The following is a 16,522-nucleotide window of genomic DNA, read 5'->3' as shown; positions in this document are numbered from 1 at the left end:
GGACCAAGCTGGAGGTTTTCCTATGTGGTATTTTCCGAAGTTTAGCGCGCTCGCCCTTGTGGCTTCAGGCGCCCTCGTACTCTCTGCCTGTGACGACGCCAGTGATGGCGACAGCGGCGGTGGCAGCAACGTTCAACTCAGCGGAACCGTGGTCGACGGCTATGTGGCCGGCGCCCGGGTCTGGGTCGATCTCCAGGACAATGGCCAGATCAATTCCTGGGATCCGGTCGCGCGGACGGATCGTTACGGCTTCTTCTCCTATCGCCCGGAATTAGATATTAACGGCGATACGATTCCCGCTCGCGACTATTGCGACCCCTACGGCGACCACTACAACGAGCGCTACTGTCTTCGTGTCTCCGACGCGCACGAAGGCGGAACGCTGAGGATGGTGGGGGGGTACGACGTCCTCACCGGGGAGCCCTTCGAGGGCAGCATGAGCTACCGGCTCGATTCGATCCATGAGATCCGGAACCCGGCGGATCTTGTCGTGAATCCGCTGACGTCCGTTGCCAACCGAAAAGGCGATCCGGTCGGTGATTTCGGCGTCGATTTTTGGGGAGACGCCGATGGCAGTAATGGCTGGGCTTGGGAGAGTGCGAAGGACGCCGACAAGAAAGCGCTCTTTGAAGCCCTGGCTCTGCATAAGACGGTTGACGTGTTGGCTGCCGGTTTGGATGGTTGGCTCGATGAACAGGGAGTCGATCGCGAGAGAGTCGAGGATGCTCTTGGGCTCGATCTCTCAATGGAGCTCTACCGGCTGATTCGTGAAAAACTGGGTAAACCCGATCTTGACGGGAGTGATCCGGGTGGCGTTGATTTTTCTCTAGATAAAAGTGCTATAGAAGATATCCTTGGTGGTTTCAAGGAGTCTATATCATCAATCGATGATAATTTTGGCACTGATGGGTTCTCCAGTGACGACGTGGCGGAAATCAACGAAGCCCTAAGAGGCCTGAAGCCACCCCCCTCCGGAAGCGCCATTGGGGGCGCGTCAGAAAACGACGTAAAGAGCAAAGCCCGTGCGGGCGAGGTGGCCGCTGCCGTTGCTCGCGAAGATGCGCGCTCCAGCGATAGTCCTAGTGAAGTAAGTGCGACTGGAAGCGGTAGTTCGAAGAACGGTGATTACCAAAAAATCCTTGACGGGCTTTCCAGGGCGGGGGTCGGCGAACAAGTCGATATCCGCCAGCTCAGTGACTCCATCCGGGGGAAAAGGGATAACGGAGGACTTGACGACAGTGAGGACGGCTGGGCTGAACTGATCACTCAAAGCACAGTAAAGGCCGTCCTCCCGGAAATCAGCAAGACCAAGCTCGCACTTGAGGTAACGGGCGGGGACGCCGGGGAAGATACCGGCAGGATCCGCTTCTTCTTTGAGCCTGCATCTGATTTTCCCTCGGATGATTATGCGGACCCCGGGTTTTACAAGGGTGATGAGCACAAAGGTTACTCCGACGAAGGTGCGCTTACCGTCTGTCTCGACGGAACATTTGAGAGCTTCGACCTCGATCTTGATTCGGAGCAGGAAGAAGAGATCAAGGGTGGGGGCGGCGAGGCCGGCGAGGACAGCGTGGCACTGCGCATGACCGGCACATGGGAGCGCGCATCAGACCGCGCCCTGCTCCTGAATGTCAACTTCGCCGGCGTGGAAGAGACGATGCATCTGCGAGTGCGTAGCAGCTCGAACGATTACACGCTCTCGCAGTTCTATAACGAGACATTTTGGAAAAAAACCGACGACGACAGAGAGTGGTCAGGTTCTCCGAAGTTTAATGATAGCGAAGAGCTCAAGCGCAGCGAATTCTGGTCAAAGCTGTCGGATCGCTACTGGGATGAGGACTCCTGGCACGAGGGTGAGTGGCGAGGAGAGAATGGTAATGGAAGTCTGGACTCAGGTGACTGGCGCGACGTATTCCTTGGCGAAGAGTTCGAGCTGGATGATGAAGACCGATTCAACTTTGCCCACGATAAGGAAGAAAACGGTTCGGGATGGGAGCGTAGCAATGCCGCTGATTTCGACGGCCTGACCCCCCGCGGCTGGGTGTTCGACCTTAGTTACGAGGGGGATACCGAATCCTGGGATGTCGAGCAGACGCGGGACGAGGCGCTTGCAGCGCTGGAAGAAGAATCGAATGAGGACGCGGATGACTTCGAAATCCTCGTTTTCGAGGCGTTCGATGGAGAGGCCCCGGATTCCCACGGGGCTTGCGGTGAGTCGCGGTAAGCGCTGCCGGATAGTGCTCGCAGAGTCATGACGAAAACGACAAACGCGGTAATGGAAGGGTGAAACTCATGTACCAATCTCGGTGGTTAATGGCCAGTGCAGCGGCACTGACAGTAGGGTTCATCAGTGGGTGCTCGACGAGCACGAGCTTCGTCAACTACGACGAGCGGGAGATGTACTCCGGGGAGACGGCCGGGAACATCCAGTTCGTGGAGATCGGGGGTGTCCAGGCGCGGGCCAACGGCTTCGTGTGGGAGTCGTGCGGGGATCTCACCTCGGAAGCGGCGGATGAGCTGCGGGAAGAGGCGCGGCAGGTCGGCGGTAACGCCGTCATCAATGTCCGCTGGCTGGGTGGCGATGAAGGGGGCCGCCAGCCGATTTGCACGACCGGTTGGGGCTGGTTCGCGCTCGGTGGTGTCGGTGGGCTCCACCCGTGGGTGAAGAACGCGGGCGTTGGCGGCGTGGCGGTCTTTGCCGATGAGGACGAACTCCACGCGCTCCGCGACGCCGTTGCGGATAAGCGGGCCCTGCTGGTCGAAGAGGAAGAAGAGGTCGACGAAGAAGACTGGCAGGACGATTCCGAGGTGGACGACGAGGCCGCTGAAGAAGACGTCGATGCCGAAGACGAAGGCGGCGACGAGGGAGACATGGACGACGGCCTCGATTTCGAATCGGATGAAGACGGCGACGAGGAAGAGGAAGGCGAAGACGAGTAAGGGGAATCCCGGAGGCTAAGGCGAGTGGCTCAGCCGGCGCGGCGTCGGGCGGTCGGTGTCGGACTGGTGGTCCTGGCGGCCACCGTCGCCGGTGTGCTCCATACCGTCGGCTGGCTGGTTCCCGTTGAGCGGGTCGTCTACGACCAGCGGACACAGTGGTTGCACGGGGATGCGCACGCCCCGGAGGAGATCGTTATCCTCTATGTGGACGAGTACAGCATCCGCGCCATGGAGCCGGCGGTGGGGCGCTGGCCCTGGCCCCGCTCGCTCTGGGCGGACCTCCTGGAATTCCTCGCGCATGGGCGCCCGGCGGCGGTGGTCTTCGACGTTCTCTTCACCGAGTCGGCCCGGGAGGATGGGGGGGCCGGGGATGCCGCCTTCGCCCAGGCAAGCGCGGCGCTGGGAGGCGTGGTTCACGCCATGCAGTTCTTGGAGGCCAATCCGCGGGAGGACCGGTCTGCAGACCCCTTGCCGAAGGGAATGGCCGATCGCTACGCGCTGGGGGACACCCAAGGGTGGCCGGATCCGCGCTTTCAGGAGCACGGCGTACCGGTGGCACCCCTGGCCGACAAGGCCGAGCAGCTCGGGGTGGTGACAACGGGACCGGATCGCGACGGAGTGCACCGCCGCCTCCCTCCACTGCTGCCCTACGACGGCGAAATCTACCCGGCGCTCGGTGTCGCGGCGCTGCTCGCAGCGGGGCAGGATTCGTCCACCATCGATTGGGACGAGCAGGGGGTGCAGTGGGCAGATCAGACGCTGGCTACCGACGCGTCGGGCCAGGCCCTGGTCAATCCGTACGCGGAGTTCGATAGCTACCCCGTTGTCGAGCTCTTCGAGGCGCAACGCCAGATCCGCCGCGGTGAGCTGGCGGACCTGCGGGTGGACCCCGAGGTCTTCAACGACCGGATCGTCTTCGTCGGGGCCAGCGCCGCAGCCCTCCACGACCTCAAGGCGACCCCCTTGTCGGGGCGCACTCCCGGCGTGGAGCTGCACGCCTCTCTGATCGGCAATCTCCTGGATGGCCAGACGCTGCGGTTCGGCCCCGGCACCATCGAGGCGGTATTGGTGCCTGCGGCGGCCGGGGCAGTCGGCCTGGCTGTCCTGCTGGTGCCGGCACTGAGCGCTCGTGTACTCCTGCCGCTGGCCGTGGTGGCGGCGTGGACGGCCTGGGTCCTCGTTCAGCATGCGGCCGGGATCGTCTGGTCGTGGCTGCCGCTCGTGGTCGGCGTGCTCCTGGCCTGGGTCACCGTGCTCGTCTTTCTCGGCTTCACGGAAGGGCGCGATCGTCGCCGGGTCCGGCAGCTGCTGGCGCAGTACGTCTCACCGGCAGTCCTTCAGGAGGTGGTCGATCGCCGCGGTGAAGTCGCCACCGGAGAGGTGGGCAGCACCGAGCAGGTGACGCTGCTCTTCTCCGATATCCGGGGGTTTACGAGCCTGTCGGAGGGGCAGGAGGCGGCGTCGGTCGTGGAGTTGCTGAACATCCACCTCGGGGAGATGAGCGAGGCCATCTTCGAGCACGATGGGACCCTCGATAAGTTCATCGGCGACGCGGTCATGGCCTTCTGGGGGGCGCCGGTCCGGGTCCGCGATCACGCGGACCGGGCGGTACGCGCGGCACTGGCCATGACGCAGCGCCTGGAAGGAGTCAACGAGGCCGTGGTCGCCCGCGGTGGTAAACCGCTTGCGATCGGCATCGGCCTCCATACCGGTGAGGTCGTGCTCGGCAATATCGGCTCGGTCCGCAAGCTGGACTACACGGTGATCGGCGACAACGTGAACGTCGCCTCCCGCCTGGAAGACCTGACCAAGGCCTACGGCTGCTCGGTGCTGATCAGCGGCGATACCTACGCGGATCTGCCGCAGGGGTGGCAGTGCCGGTACGTGGATCGGGTCCAGGTCCGGGGGCGGCAGCGCATGCTTGATCTCTATGAACCCATCGCGCCACCGGAGGGAGCATGAGGCGATCACAGTGGCACTGGCTGATCCTCCCGCTCGGTCTGGTCCTCGCTTCCGCGGCGTCGGGGGAGGATTTGCTCTTCGTCCAGAGTGAGCAGGGCGAGGTCTACGCCGAGGCAAGCCTGGATGCCGAGGTGGTGAGGCGGGTCCCCCGCGGCACGGAACTGGAACAGCTGGCCTCCGAGGGGGTGTGGTATCGGGTGCGTCACGACGGGGAAGAGGGCTGGGTGTCGCGCCTGGTGGTTGCCACGCAGCCGCCTATGGAGCGGGACAGCATCCTCGATGGTGAGGCGCCGGATATCGACGACTCACGCCGCCGCTCGTCGGAGGTGGCCAGTGCCGCTGCGGCCCGTGGCCTGACCCCGGAGCAGCGCGAGCGCCTGAGTGACCGCGACATGGCGGACTATCGGGCGCTGGCCGAACTGGAAGAGCAGGCGGTGGATGAAGACGAACTCCGCGCCTTTCGGGAGGCGTTGCGATGAGGATGCGAACGAAGCCGGGACGGCCACTGGGATTCAGCGCCGCAGCGCTTCTGATCTGCGCCCTGTGGTTCAGCGTGTTCTCGCCGGTGCCAGTCGGTGGGGCGCAGGGCGGCGTCAACGGCACGGGCCACACCGGGGCCGGCGACGCCGGTGGGGTCCAGGCCGTCGACTTCAATCCGCGGCAGGCACGCCAACGCCTGGGCCAGGTCCGCCAGTTCGATTTCGATGCTGAGGACGTGGCTGTCGAGATCGACTTCGGGCGCGAGGTGGCAGCCCATCTGCTGGGGCGCCACCAGCTCGACCAGGCCGACCGTCGGGATCGCTACGTGGCTTTGGTGGGCCACTCCCTGGTCCGCAATGCCAACCGCCCGGAGATCGACTTCCGGTTTGCGGTCCTCGACACCGACGCGGTGAAGGCGTTTGCCACGCCGGGCGGCTACATCTTCGTCTCCCGGGGCGCCCTTGAACTCATGGAGGACGAATCGGAGCTGGCCGGGGTGCTGGCCCACGAGATCATCCACGTCACCGAACGGCATATCGTTAAGGAACTGGATATCACGAGCGGTGAAGGGGGGATCGCCTCCGGCCTCGCACGCATCGTCGGGGGTTCCGGGGACCCGGCCCGCGCCGCCTTTGCGCAGGCGGTGGATCAGGCGCTGGAGATTCTCCTGGAAGAGGGGCTGAGCAAGGAGGACGAGTTGGAGGCGGATCGAATGGGCACGTTGCTGGCGGCTCAGTCGGGCTACGACCCCGAGGGGCTTCGTCGGTACCTCGAGCGGCTCCGTGACCACTCGGGCGGCGAGACCGTGGAAGACGGTGTCTCCGATACCCATCCGCCGCTGGATGAACGGCTTCAAGCACTGGAGGGCTTCATGGTGGAGATGGGGCTGGCTGACGCGGAGCGACCGCGCATGGGCGACCGATTCCAGGAGAACATGCAATGAGTCGACTCTTCGCCGGGCGGAGCGGGTGCAGCAGCCGCGTCGTGCAATCCGCCGTCGCTGTCGTGGCGATGGTCGGGATCGCCACCGAGGCAAGCGCCATGAGCCGCTCCAATAATGTCGGCATGCATGTCGGCGACCGGCCCATGGGGATGGGCGGCGCGGCGGCGGGGATCTCGGACGATCCCTCCGGTCTCTACTACAACCCCGCCGGCATCGTCTACGGCCACGCCCCGAACCTTTCGGCGAGCGTCAACGCGTTCCACATCACCAGCAATCGCTATGCCGATACGCTTGGCGAGGGCTCGGACTGGGAACGGAACTCCGATGAGTTCCTGCCCAACTTCTTCGGTACCACCCAGCCCCTAGGCCCCGTCACGGTGGGCTTTTCTGTCGTCGTCCCGCAGTCCGTTCGTGAGGAGCAGGCTCAGACCTTCGATGCGGATGCCATCGAACGCGATGCGGTGCAGGCGTTTTCCATCAATGTGGACAATGAAGACACCATCAACCGCTTGGGGCCGTCCATCGCCTTTGAGGTGAACGATCGGCTTTCACTGGGCGCGTCCCTTCATCTCCACCAGCACGAGCGGCAGACCATTACCACCCAGGTGCTCCTGCTCGAGGACGAAGCCACTAGTGCCCGGGACTACGAGGTGCAGAACCAGTACGTCACCAGCGAGCAGGTTGGAGTGAGTTGGCTGGTGGGAGCGATGTTCACCCCGCTGGAGCGCGTGGCGATTGGGGTCAGCGTCCGGGGTACGGAGATCTTCGATGCGACCAACTCCACCCAGACGCTCTGCCACGGGGCCGATGTTGAGGCGTACGAGGCCGATCACTTCTGCCAATCCGGCAGCGTGACCTTCCAGGATCGTACTGAGGATAGCGTGCGCGAGGCGTACCCGGTCGAGACCCGCGTCGGCGCTGCCTGGTTCGCGACGCAGCGTCTGCTCCTCGCCGCCGATGTGATCCACTCCAGCGGCTTCGGGGGACGAGAGCCGGTCACCAATTTCGCGGCCGGTGCCGAGTACTACCTAACGGCAGACTGGGCCATCCGGCTTGGCGGGTTCACGGACTTCTCCAATGTCGACGAGGTCGCCTACGACGGCTTTGACCATAGCGTTGATCGATTCGGTGGCTCCCTGAGCCTGACCCGGTTTACCCAGAACACGTCCGTCTCCGTGGGCGTGACCGGCAGCTACGGCACCGGTGAGGCCTACATTATCGACGACCCCAACGTCGGTGCCCAGGACCTGACCAGCACCACCGCAACCCTGTTCCTGGCGACGTCGTACTCCTACTAGCCGGAAGCCACAGCGTTCGCGAACTCATCAAGGATGGACAAAGCATGGCCATGCGATTCACAAGCACACCCCCGATGATCGATTCGGTGCGCGGAATGCCTCCGGGCAAACGCCGGGTGGGGCATGTATTCCGGGGCGCTGCAGCGCTGTGGTGCAGCGTCTTGCTACTGCTGGCCGGTTGCGATGACGGGACCGGGACCCAGGCCACCGCGATTGGGGATGGCTCCCAGGAAGGCCATGCACTGAGTGGAGGGGTCCGACTCAGTGGAACGGTCGCTGTACGCGAGGACGAGGAAGAAGGCACTCGCTCATCGCGACGGGAATTGCTCGAGGACGTGACCGTCGAGGTTGAACTCTACGACCGCGACGGTAACCCCATAAACGAGTCCGAACCGATACTCGGTCAGACCGACGACGACGGGCACATCGAACTGGAGATCACCGAGGATGAGTTCGATCGCTCCATCGACCGGGCGGTCGTGGAATTGCGCCGGGATGGATATGCCGTCGCCAGCAGGACGTTCCGTAGCAGTGAGGGGGAGTCCCTCGAGGATGACCTGCTCCAGCTCGACGAGGACATGGTCGAGGAGTGGGTGGATGCCTTCTCCTTTAATGACGCTGAAGGCGCCGTTGTGGGTGCAGCCAGCAGCAGTACGGCGACGTTCGAGGATGATGAGGCAGGCCTAAAGGTCGAGATTGCGGCAGACCGGGTCGAAGGGGAGGTCAGCGCCTTCCACCTGGCGCGTTCGCAGGTGTTTACCGATGAGGACTGGGATGTCCTTCCGGGTGATAATCGGGGTCACGGGAGCGAAGCCGATGGCGGGCAAAGCCCGATCAACCTCGACCCCCCTGGCGGTGCCGCCCACCGCCTGCAACCCGAAGCCTTTGTCCAGTTGCGCCTGCGCGATGATGGCGATGACCCCGTAACCTTTACCGAGGAAGGGGGTGGCCCGGCTGTTGTGACCCTTCAGGAGGTCGAAGACCTGCAGGATTCCGACGATTGGACGGTCTACCTGCGCGAGCGCGGAGACTGGCGTGTAGCCGGCCGTGCTCAGCGCGACGGCAGCGACGGACTCACGATTGAGTTCGGCTCGGGGACGCTCACCAGCGACTGGCTTTTGCTCGCCGAACGCCGCGAGGCGGGCGATGACTACTGCATCCAGGCGGATGTGGACTACGAACAGGGGGGTGGTTCCTATACCGGCAATGCGCGTTTGACTTCGCCCGACGGGCACCGGGAGCGGGTCTCCATCGTGAACGGCACTCTGAGCACGGTCACCGAAGCGAGCCCCGAGGAAGACGGCAAGTGGGAGCTGGAAATCTGGAACAACCGCCTTCTCGAGCGGGAGACCTTCAAGGCCCAAGCCGCTGACGAAGACACGCAGGAGTCCGGAAGCGATTTCTCGGTTGTCGAGGGAGGAGTCTGCGCCGCTGATGTGCCGACAATCGAGCTCGAGAACCCCTACACCTGCAGTGTGCAGGGGGAGGTGACGGCAGGCGGGGTTGGCCAGCCGGACCGCACGGTACAAGTGCGCGATGCACGGAGCAGCGCCTACTTCTCCGAACGGTCGACGACCGGCAGCGACGGGCTCTACCGCATCAGTGGCGTACCCTGCCGCTCGGACATGGAACTCCGGGCTGTTGGCGAGACCAAATCCTTCGGCTTCGAGGGGGACGACGAGACCGAAGCGGTCGACATCGCCGCCGAAGGCAGTCCGCTAGAGCTCTCAACGGATGCACCCGGTACCGCCGCCATCAATTCAGGCGCGGATGTTCGCTTCGACGCCCGTGACCCCGACGGAGGCGGAATCGAGGTCGAATGCACGGGTTGTGCGGAAGACGCCGAGGTGCAGACCGGTGAGGCGCGTCTGCGCGGGACCTTCCACATCGCGCCGGACTCAGCCGGCGACATAAAGATCCAGGTGTCGAGCACCGAGGACGACCGGACGACGGACTCGCAACGGACCATCGAGTTCGAGGACGACGAGCGGCGCCCGCGCATATCCCGCGTCGAGCGCACCATGGAGATCGGCCTCGGTGATAATGAGACGGACACCCTGGAGCGCCGCCTCCGCTGGGACGGTGAGGCCTATCCCGATACCGTTCGAGAGGGTGCGAAGATTCACTATGAGGTCTCGGCGTACGACCCGGATGGATCAGCTGAACTCGATTACGAATGGAAGGATGAAGAAGACTGTGATCCGGACGAGGAGAAGCCGTACCGTCTGACATGCGGGTCGGACGCGCTCGAGGATACGAATGGGACCTTTAAACCGCGCATAGAGGTTCGCAAGAATAATGGTGACTTGGAACGCGAAAGAACGATCCAAGTTAAGATCGACGAAGCAAGCGCACCGGATATCGTTTACCTGCGCCCCGAGCCCCGAGAGGTGATTGCCGATCACGAGGGCAAGAATCGGGATTCGATTGATGTCCGCGCCCGCGTCTATAACGAATTCGGCCGTCGCTTGGAGGGTGAGGACAACGAGGCCCTGAGCTGGACGCTTGAAGGTGGTGGGGAAAACGGGCTTGACGACAAGATCGGAGAAAAAGGAACGCCTGTCGAGATTGATTCCGGAGCGCTCAAAAAGAATGCTGAGTACACGGTAAAACTTGAGGCATGCGACCCCGGGTCGAACGATGCGTGTTCCACCGAGACGCTAACCCTCCAGGTTGTGGACAACGAAGTCGCTGATGCGGTTGTCGATCTGGCTCGTGAGGAGCTGGATGAAGATCCGACCTTTTCCGAGGCCGAGAAAGAAAAGCTGTATAGAGAGATCACAGGGGACCATTTTGATCCTGAAGCGGCGGATGATCCCGAAAACCGCCGCCGCCTTTGGGCGTTTCTGGGTGGTCTTATCGAGGATCTCGACGAACCCGACAAGTTGATCGACCTCCAGCGTGCTCTGGAGGTGGATGCCGACGAGCTCGAGACGAAGGCCTACGAACCGAACCAGGACGCCCCGGACGAGGATCGAGCGTTTGAGCCCACCGAGCGGCTGCTCGATTTCGTTTTCCACGATTTCGCCGACGATGTGCTCCAGGCGGTCGAGGATCCGACCTGGTGTCAAACCGGCGAGCGTGACGCCGACGAGTACGCGGACGGCTCCATCAAGCGTCTTGAGCTGGATGAGTGCGGTTCGCCGGACGACCAAATCTTCTCGGGAACGATCCATATCTATGAGCGCCCCACTAAAGAGGGTGAGAGCGAGCGGTATCGCCTGATCACGGAAGGACTCGAGTTAGTCGAATGGGATGACAATCAGCAGGTGCTCGGGACGATTCACACGGACCTGGAGATTGGGCGTGGTGGTGACCCAGGGCAGCCGCTTGATTGCGGCGAATCGGAGTTCTGCGTACTCGATATCGACCATGCGGGGGCCCGTTTCGAAGAAAACGGCATCGAAGGCGGTTTTCGGTATCGGGATTTCCAATGGAGTCTCAGCGACGATGGTGTCCTAACACTGGCAGACGGTGAGACAGAGAATCGGCTGCAGTATTGGTGGGAACAGGAAGAAGGAGAACAAGGAGGGTCGGGCGGCGAGTTGATTGTGGTTCCCCATGAAGACCAGGGCTGCCGATACGTGGACTCGATGCCGCCGTTCGAAGAGGGCGAGTATCCAGAAATCGATGGGGAGTGCGGTTTTGATCTGAAGTACGAGGGTGATGACGACCCATGGATTAAACTGGAGTACGACGCCGAGGGTATCGAGTGGCAGGAGGGCGATGAAGAGAAGGGAGCGGCTTCTTGGCACGAGTATCTGCGCTGGCGAGACGATAGCTCAGACGATTCGGACGAGCCGACGGAACCGGGGACCGCAGGGGCGATCGATCTGCCGCGTGAAGACAGTGATGCGGTGGTGCGTATCACCGGGGTGCCCGATGAAGAGGCGGAAGACGCGCTTGAGGTCGACTTCATCCAGTTCGCCGAAGGCGCGTGCAATGGTGAGGAAGAGGCGGAGAAAGAGAACTACCTCTTCCTGGTGTCGGATCCGGATTGGAAAGACAACCCGGTCCTATGGCTCGGTGAGCGCCGGTGCGGTGAGGAACTGCTCAACGAGGCGAATGCCGTTCTGCTCGCCGAGGCGCACCTCGAGGAGGTTGCGGTCCGCACGGGCGGTTGGGATGGCGACGCGCCGGTGGGTGCGGGTGGCGGCGATGGAAAGCTCAGTGCCCAGCCGTACGTGCTGGAGTTCGTCGGCGAGGTGCTGCCGGCGGACGGCGAAGACAACAGCCGGTATTCGCAGATCAGCGCTTACAAGGACCAGGACGGGGATGAAGATATCCCTTATGAGGCGGGCGATGAATTCCGTCTTCCCCTCTACCTGGATGACACGGCGTGGGAGGGTCCCGATGGGGATAATGCCGAAGAGCTGTTCCTTTACTTCGGGGAGATCGGGAAGGTTGAAGAGGCGTCCCGGTTGGAGCTGAATCCGGAAACCGGGTATCGCCTTCTGATCGACGAGATCATGGAACTTACGAAAGAGGAATACGCCGAGGTCGGTGGCACGGTAGAGGATTTCAATGGGTCGAACGGGTCAGACTATCGCGTTCGCTTCGTGCCCGAGCATGCGAAGGAAGACGGGGACTTCAGCATCATGCTGACCTGCGCCGTGGATAGTGACGGCAGGTTTGGCGATGACTGTCGGCGTGGTGCTTCAATGGACGAGTTTACGGACGCCGAGGCATTCCAGGTCGTCGTCTTCCGGGATGGGGGCGACGACTGGTACCACGACGAAGGTGACGAGCAGTGGTGCGGGAGCGGCGGAGAAGCCCTCCAGGTCGATGACCTCGGGAATGTGACCATCTCCAGCGAAGAGGACAACGGGACGTTCTGTACAGTCGAGGACTAGGGGTGGGAGCTACTCGAAACGGTACCGTGCCGTAGCGCCGATTCGATAGCTCTCCGAACGGGGCTGTTTGACCAAGACGGTCTCATCGATGCCAGCCGTCTCCCAGTCGGAATCGTCGAAGACGTACGCCTCGTAGTAGAGGCGCAACGACCAGGGCTGGTCAGGGGTTCGCCACTCGAGGTTGGCGAACGCCGAACCGCGGCCCTCGGGTTCAAGGGGGGTCTGCGTGCCCGAATCGTACTCGTCGATGAAGAAGGGGTAGCGGCCGCCGAGCTGCCACTCCAGCTGGTGACCGTTGCCGAGGCGGTGCGCCATGCCGGCTCCGGCGCGCGCAGTGAGGACGCGATAGTTCTCCGTATAACCCGTGGCGGTGTCGATCTCCGGGTCGTCCACATCGTCGGTGTCCTGGAGCATCCGGCTCCAGCCATCGAGCTCGAGGCCGCCGGTCAGCTCAAGCAAGTGGTTCGTGTGAAGCTCGAAGCGGTACCCCGCCTCGCCGACAGCGTGGAAGCCCCGGTAATCGGTGTCGCTCTGCGCGGCCGGCGGGTCGTCGGGATCGACACCGCGAGCGCTCCCCTCGTAATCCACCCGTCCCAGCGTGAAACGGGCCGTCACCGCAAGGACGAGCCCCGGTTCAAAGCCGGTGCGTGTATCGACGCCGCTCTCCAGGGTGAAACGGGGACCTTGCTCGCGGACCTCCCGCTCGCCGTCGAGGAACTCCTCCCAGTGGAACCACTCGATGCCGCCGCCGAGCCACCACCGCCAATCGAGGGGGTCTTCGTTGGCTGCGGCCGAGGGAGATGCTCCCCCCAGGCCGAGGGCGAGCAGAGCGGAAGAGAGTCCGGCGGCGCCATTGCGGGCTCGGGCTGCTGGTTCGGGCCTTGGCATTGTGTCCCCCTCGGTTGACGGGGTTGCTTGCAAACCCCACCCACCACTGGTGGGCAGGGGTGTTCTAGCGAATCGAAAAGATACCATCCCGGGTGGCTGCGGAGGCGGTGGATCTGGTGAGCTTGTTACCGCTGAACGTGGCGGGGCTCGATACCCTCGTCCGCGTTCTGTTGATTTGCCGACTCGAGTAGAGGCGCTAAGGGGGTAGTGTGCTGGGATACCGCTCGGTGCTGTCGATCATGACTTCGGCTGCGATCGCGTGGTCGACAGGAGCTTTTGCGGATGCGTTGCCGCCGGTGACGGTGGTGAGTGACCCGCCCTCAGAACCGTCTGTCCGGGCCGGTGACCGGGTGACCGCGCCTGGCGATCGCAAGGGACCTCGGCGGCATGGGCTTGAAGCGGGCGCGTTGGAGCGTTTAAACGCGGATCGCCTGGAGGAACTCGCCGGTGCCGTCCCCGGGGCGCATGCCGGACGCGAGGAAGGCGGGCTCGGTACGGCCTGGACCCTCCGCGGTTTCGAGGTCACCACGCCGCAGTGGAACGGGCTGACCGATATCGATCGGCTCTTCGTCCGCGACCCCTACACCGTCGAGCAGGTCGAGGTGGTTCCCGGTCCCGACGCCATCCTCCAGGGGGTGACGTCGCCTGGCGGCTCCATCCGTTACCAGGGCAAGCGGCCCGAGTACACGCCCGCCCACGAGGTGGGCGTGGAGGCGGGGTACCCTGACCACCGCCGGGTGGTGGCCGATACCACTGGGCCCGTTGGGGACCACCTGGCCTACCGCCTGACCCTTGCCGGCCAGGACGGCGAAAGCCGGCCCGCCGAGCAGCAGACCGAGCGGCTCCACGCCCTTGCCGGCCTGGCGTGGCGCTACCACGCCGACGGCGAGCTCCGGCTCGAGCACGGGTTCCAGCGCAATCGGCAGCCCTACGACATGGGCACCGTCTGGCTGGAGGATGGCCCGGTCTACGACACCCCGCTGCACAGCCCGGATCAGGAGAGTGACCGGCGCTACCAGCGCACGGCGCTCTACTGGGACCACGCGCTGACCGAGGGTCTCGCGGTCTCCCTGCGCGCTGCGCACTCGGAGGTGGAGCGGGAGGAGGCGATCGTGGGGTTCTACTCCTTTGGCCTATTGCCGGCGCCGGAGCCGGTGGCCGGGTACGCGGCCCGGATCGACGATCAGTACACCCAGGACGATCTACGGCTCCAGCTCGAGTATGAACACGATACCGCCCGGACTCGGTGGCACTGGGTGGTCGGTGGGGACATGCATCGGCAGGAGATCGACTTCCGGCGCGATCAGCTTCGCTATTGGGATGACGATGACGACTGGTGGCAACAGTTCAGTGTCGATCCCAGAGATCCAGATTTTGCGGGCATCGAACTGTCCAACCTGGCCCTGACGCGGCAGGAGCGGCCCGAGGAGACCGACCGCTACGGGGCCTATCTCGCCAACCGGCTGGAGGTGGGGGCGCGGTGGGCCTTCACCGCCGGTGTGCGTCATACCGAGTACGAGGTTCGTAAGGCGAATGAAGACGATCCGGAACTGGCGATTGCTGCCGAGGACCGGGCGCTCACCTGGCAGGCCGGGCTGCAGCTGGACGTGACCCGTCGCGCGCAGTTGTTCGCCCATGCGGGCACCGGCATACGCCCCAACGAGGGCATCGACCGACACGGCGACTTCCTCCCCTCGCGCGAGAGCGCCGTCACTGAGCTGGGGTGGCGGTATGCGCCGGATCGCCGGCAGCAGCTGGTGGTGGCCGCCTACCACCTGCGGGAGGAGAACCTGCCGCAGGAGGATGAGGCGTATTCGGAGGAGGACTACTTCCGGGCTGTCGGCGAGGTCGAGGTGGAGGGGGTGGAGGCCCGCTACGTCCTGGACACCGGGGCTTGGCGGATCGCTCCCAACGCCACCCTCCAGCGCAGTCGCAACTACGACGAGGATGAGCCGGCGGAGCGGGGGAACCATTTTGAAGGGGTGCCGCGCCACCTGGCTGGTCTGGAGGTGGATCACGATCTGGGCGCCTACACCCCCCTGGCGCTCCGTCTCTGGTACTGCGCCGAGTATGTCGGCGGCTGGTACCTGGACGATGCCAACGACTACCGCACCGACGGTTACACCCTGCACAGCCTCGGGGCGATTTACCAGTGGCCGGAGGGTACGCGGCTCGATCTGCGCGTGCGCAACGCCACCGATGAGCGGTACCTGGCGGCACCGCGGGTGCAGGGGGAGCGCCGCGAGGTGCGCCTCGGGTTAAGCCGACGGTTCTGATCCGCCGCGGGCCGCTAGGGCCCAGGCCAGGACCTCCGCCGGTGTGGACCGGCGGAGTGCGGGCGGAGGCGTGTAGCCGAGCAGGGCCAGGGCATCGACCAGATTCGCAGGCGCCTGATCGTCCGTCAGCGGCGGCGCGTGGTTCTGCTTGGAGAGCTTCTGTCCGGCCTGGTTCCGGGCCAGCGGCAGGTGGTGGTACTCCGGCTCGGGGAGCCCGAGCAGCCGCTGCAGGTGGATCTGTGGCGGGGTACAGGCCAGCAGGTCGCGGCCGCGGATGATGTGCGTATAGCCGTAGGCTGCGTCGTCCACCGCACAGGCCAGGTGGTAGGCGAAGAGGCCATCGGCCCGGCGGATGACGAAATCGCCGACCTCGGCCTCCAGGTCGGTGGTGACCCGGCCTTCGGCGCGATCGGTGAAGGCGATGTGGGCGCCCATGGTCCGCACCCGAACCGCTCGCTCCGCGCGCCCGGCGGGCAGTCCGTCGCGGCAGGTGCCGGGATACACCACGCCGATGGGGCCGTGGGCGCTGGCGGCAGCCTGGATCTCCTTGCGCGTGCACCCGCAGGGATAGGCCAGGCCCTGCTCACGCAGGGTCTCGATGGCCGCTTGGTACGCGGTGCCCCGCTGGCTCTGATAGACCACCGGCCCGTCCCACTCCAGGGCGTAGGTCGTCAGGGTGTGCAGGATGGCATCGGCGGCGCCGGGCTCCTCCCGGGGCGGGTCCAGGTCGTCGATGCGCACATGCCACACCCCGCCGTGGTGGCGGGCCTCGATCCAGCCCCCCAGTGCCGCCACCAGGGAGCCGAAGTGCAACGGCCCCGTCGGCGACGGGGCGAAGCGGGTGGCGAAAGGCGGGCCGGGGGGCGTCATGCCGGCGGCGGG

Annotated in this window: 10 protein-coding genes; 8 read left to right on the top strand and 2 right to left on the bottom strand. The window is 64.3% G+C overall.

Annotation, left to right across the window (positions count from 1 at the left end; translation table 11 throughout):
* The first annotated feature begins 22 nt into the window (after nucleotides 1-22).
* The 7 genes from HHAL_RS09555 (at nucleotide 23) to HHAL_RS09525 (ending at nucleotide 12,476) form a co-directional block, all read left to right on the top strand.
* Nucleotides 23-2,224 carry a hypothetical protein gene (locus tag HHAL_RS09555; protein WP_011814677.1) on the top strand — a complete coding sequence of 734 codons (2,202 nt, stop codon included), beginning with the start codon at nucleotides 23-25 and terminating at the stop codon, nucleotides 2,222-2,224.
* 68 nt (nucleotides 2,225-2,292) lie between these two features.
* Nucleotides 2,293-2,940, top strand: a complete 648-nt coding sequence (locus tag HHAL_RS12745) for a YbjQ family protein (protein ID WP_011814676.1) — start codon at nucleotides 2,293-2,295, stop codon at nucleotides 2,938-2,940.
* A 24-nt stretch (nucleotides 2,941-2,964) separates the two neighbouring features.
* A complete protein-coding gene (locus HHAL_RS09545) occupies nucleotides 2,965-4,902 on the top strand; it encodes a CHASE2 domain-containing protein (RefSeq protein ID WP_011814675.1) in 1,938 nt (645 codons plus the stop codon).
* Nucleotides 4,899-5,381 carry an SH3 domain-containing protein gene (locus HHAL_RS09540; RefSeq protein ID WP_011814674.1) on the top strand — a complete coding sequence of 161 codons (483 nt, stop codon included), beginning with the start codon at nucleotides 4,899-4,901 and terminating at the stop codon, nucleotides 5,379-5,381. The genes HHAL_RS09545 and HHAL_RS09540 overlap by 4 nt, the downstream gene beginning before the upstream one ends.
* Nucleotides 5,378-6,325: a M48 family metalloprotease gene (locus HHAL_RS09535; protein WP_011814673.1), complete on the top strand. Its 948-nt coding sequence runs from the start codon at nucleotides 5,378-5,380 to the stop codon at nucleotides 6,323-6,325. Before HHAL_RS09540 ends, HHAL_RS09535 begins: the two co-directional genes overlap by 4 nt.
* A complete protein-coding gene (locus HHAL_RS09530; protein ID WP_011814672.1) occupies nucleotides 6,322-7,623 on the top strand; it encodes an OmpP1/FadL family transporter in 1,302 nt (433 codons plus the stop codon). Before HHAL_RS09535 ends, HHAL_RS09530 begins: the two co-directional genes overlap by 4 nt.
* 44 nt (nucleotides 7,624-7,667) lie before the next feature.
* Nucleotides 7,668-12,476 carry a hypothetical protein gene (locus HHAL_RS09525; RefSeq protein WP_011814671.1) on the top strand — a complete coding sequence of 1,603 codons (4,809 nt, stop codon included), beginning with the start codon at nucleotides 7,668-7,670 and terminating at the stop codon, nucleotides 12,474-12,476.
* A gap of 9 nt (nucleotides 12,477-12,485) precedes the next feature.
* Here HHAL_RS09525 and HHAL_RS09520 read toward each other — a convergent pair whose 3' ends face one another.
* Complete coding sequence (locus tag HHAL_RS09520) at nucleotides 12,486-13,364, bottom strand: outer membrane beta-barrel protein (protein WP_011814670.1); 879 nt, start codon at nucleotides 13,362-13,364, stop codon at nucleotides 12,486-12,488.
* Between the two features lie 407 nt (nucleotides 13,365-13,771).
* On the opposite strand from HHAL_RS09520, the gene HHAL_RS09515 reads away from it, so the two are divergent.
* Nucleotides 13,772-15,640, top strand: a complete 1,869-nt coding sequence (locus tag HHAL_RS09515; protein ID WP_041595159.1) for a TonB-dependent siderophore receptor — start codon at nucleotides 13,772-13,774, stop codon at nucleotides 15,638-15,640.
* Here the strand turns inward: HHAL_RS09515 and gluQRS are convergent.
* Complete coding sequence (gluQRS, locus tag HHAL_RS09510) at nucleotides 15,623-16,510, bottom strand: tRNA glutamyl-Q(34) synthetase GluQRS (RefSeq protein ID WP_011814668.1); 888 nt, start codon at nucleotides 16,508-16,510, stop codon at nucleotides 15,623-15,625. The genes HHAL_RS09515 and gluQRS overlap by 18 nt on opposite strands.
* Nucleotides 16,511-16,522 lie beyond the last annotated feature (12 nt).

This window comes from Halorhodospira halophila SL1 (genome assembly GCF_000015585.1).
Classification (GTDB): Bacteria; Pseudomonadota; Gammaproteobacteria; order Nitrococcales; family Halorhodospiraceae; genus Halorhodospira; species Halorhodospira halophila.
This window is presented reverse-complemented; position numbering and strand designations above follow the sequence as displayed.

Bases quoted from the DNA above. Each gene is read 5' to 3' on its own strand.
- HHAL_RS09555 (WP_011814677.1), top strand. From the start codon at position 23: ATGTGGTATTTTCCGAAGTTTAGCGCGCTCGCCCTTGTGGCTTCAGGC.
- HHAL_RS12745 (WP_011814676.1), top strand. From the start codon at position 2,293: ATGTACCAATCTCGGTGGTTAATGGCCAGTGCAGCGGCACTGACAGTA.
- HHAL_RS09540 (WP_011814674.1), top strand. From the start codon at position 4,899: ATGAGGCGATCACAGTGGCACTGGCTGATCCTCCCGCTCGGTCTGGTC.
- HHAL_RS09535 (WP_011814673.1), top strand. From the start codon at position 5,378: ATGAGGATGCGAACGAAGCCGGGACGGCCACTGGGATTCAGCGCCGCA.
- HHAL_RS09530 (WP_011814672.1), top strand. From the start codon at position 6,322: ATGAGTCGACTCTTCGCCGGGCGGAGCGGGTGCAGCAGCCGCGTCGTG.
- HHAL_RS09525 (WP_011814671.1), top strand. From the start codon at position 7,668: ATGGCCATGCGATTCACAAGCACACCCCCGATGATCGATTCGGTGCGC.
- HHAL_RS09520 (WP_011814670.1), bottom strand. From the start codon at position 13,364: ATGCCAAGGCCCGAACCAGCAGCCCGAGCCCGCAATGGCGCCGCCGGA.
- gluQRS (WP_011814668.1), bottom strand. From the start codon at position 16,510: ATGACGCCCCCCGGCCCGCCTTTCGCCACCCGCTTCGCCCCGTCGCCG.